Source organism: Mycoplasma leonicaptivi ATCC 49890 (assembly GCF_000622205.1).
Taxonomy (GTDB): domain Bacteria; phylum Bacillota_I; class Bacilli_A; order Mycoplasmatales; family Metamycoplasmataceae; genus Mycoplasmopsis; species Mycoplasmopsis leonicaptivi.
This window is the reverse complement of record NZ_JHWE01000083.1, coordinates 1-1,176: the sequence shown is the minus strand read 5'-3', so window position 1 is coordinate 1,176 and position 1,176 is coordinate 1. Positions and strand designations below refer to the sequence as shown.

The following is a 1,176-nucleotide window of genomic DNA, read 5'->3' as shown; positions in this document are numbered from 1 at the left end:
CTTTTTACTATTACTATATTTTATCAGATGGGACAAAAAGTCACGAGCAAGTTCGAAACTTGCATCGTGACTTTTTAATTGACGAGAATTTAATTTAAAATTCTTGTTTTAATAAATTATTTTTGAGCAAAATATGATGCTTTTAAATATTTAGGATCAATTTGATATTTTGATGAATCTAGTGTTTCTTTAATAAAAGATTCTATATTAACATTTGGATTTTTTCTTGATTCTTGGATTAATTCTAAAACATCAACCATTACTGGTGTGTCATTTTGTTTAAATTCTAATCAGAATGTTTTATTGGTTTCAGTATTAGGATCTTCAACACTTACTTCTGGTAAGGAACCTTTAATAATTTGTGATTTTATTCCTAATTGTAAAAGTACTTTTGCAAATAAATCTACAGTTGAATAAATATTAGCAACTGCTTTATCTGATTCTTTAGTGATAACATCTTGTTTTCTTTTTAAATCATTAGCAAGTCCAGCTTGTGAAAAAATACTTTTTATTTCAAGGTCTATTTTTGCAAGTTCTGTTGCTAATTCTTGTTTTTGCGAACCACTAGCAATTAATCATTTTTTATAAGTTTCAAATCTTTTTTGTCCAGTTTCAGAAAGTTTTTCATAAGTTTCGTTTATTTTTGATATTTTTTCTTCATTACTTGCTTTTGTTTTTATTTCTTCGTTTTTTTGTCTTTGAGATTTTGAAGAATCATTAATGATTTTATCATTTTCTTGAACTCTTCTTTCTAATTGATATTTAGTAGTACTAAATAAGTAAGAAGGGTGATTCAAAATAAATAATTGTGGATTGTCTAAAAACTCTTCTGTTTCTTGTGGTGTTAATTCACGGTTAATAACTTTAAAATCTAACTCAGGCGCACTTCCTTGATATCTAATTCCATCAATTAAATAAGTAACACCTAAACCTTTTCCAATACCATCTTCGTTGTTAATTTTATCTTTTTCTTTAGTAAAATTAATCTTAAAATTTGGTAATTCTGTTTTAAAGTCATTAAAAAGAATTTTAAATATTTCTTTTGAATTATTTCTGTGTTGATTTTTTGCATATTTTTTTGCTACATCTGATTCAACTTTTTGGAAGAATCTTGTTGGAATATAGTTATCAATTTTATCATTACCTCTAAAATTTACTGTAAATGTTCTTATTGCT

General features: G+C 25.1%; 1 protein-coding gene. It reads right to left on the bottom strand.

Annotation, left to right across the window (positions count from 1 at the left end; all coding sequences use genetic code 4):
* Positions 1 to 116: 116 nt before the first annotated feature.
* A partial coding sequence (locus BU00_RS05280; RefSeq protein WP_036459109.1) for a hypothetical protein occupies positions 117 to 1,176 on the bottom strand: 1,060 nt, incomplete at its 5' end.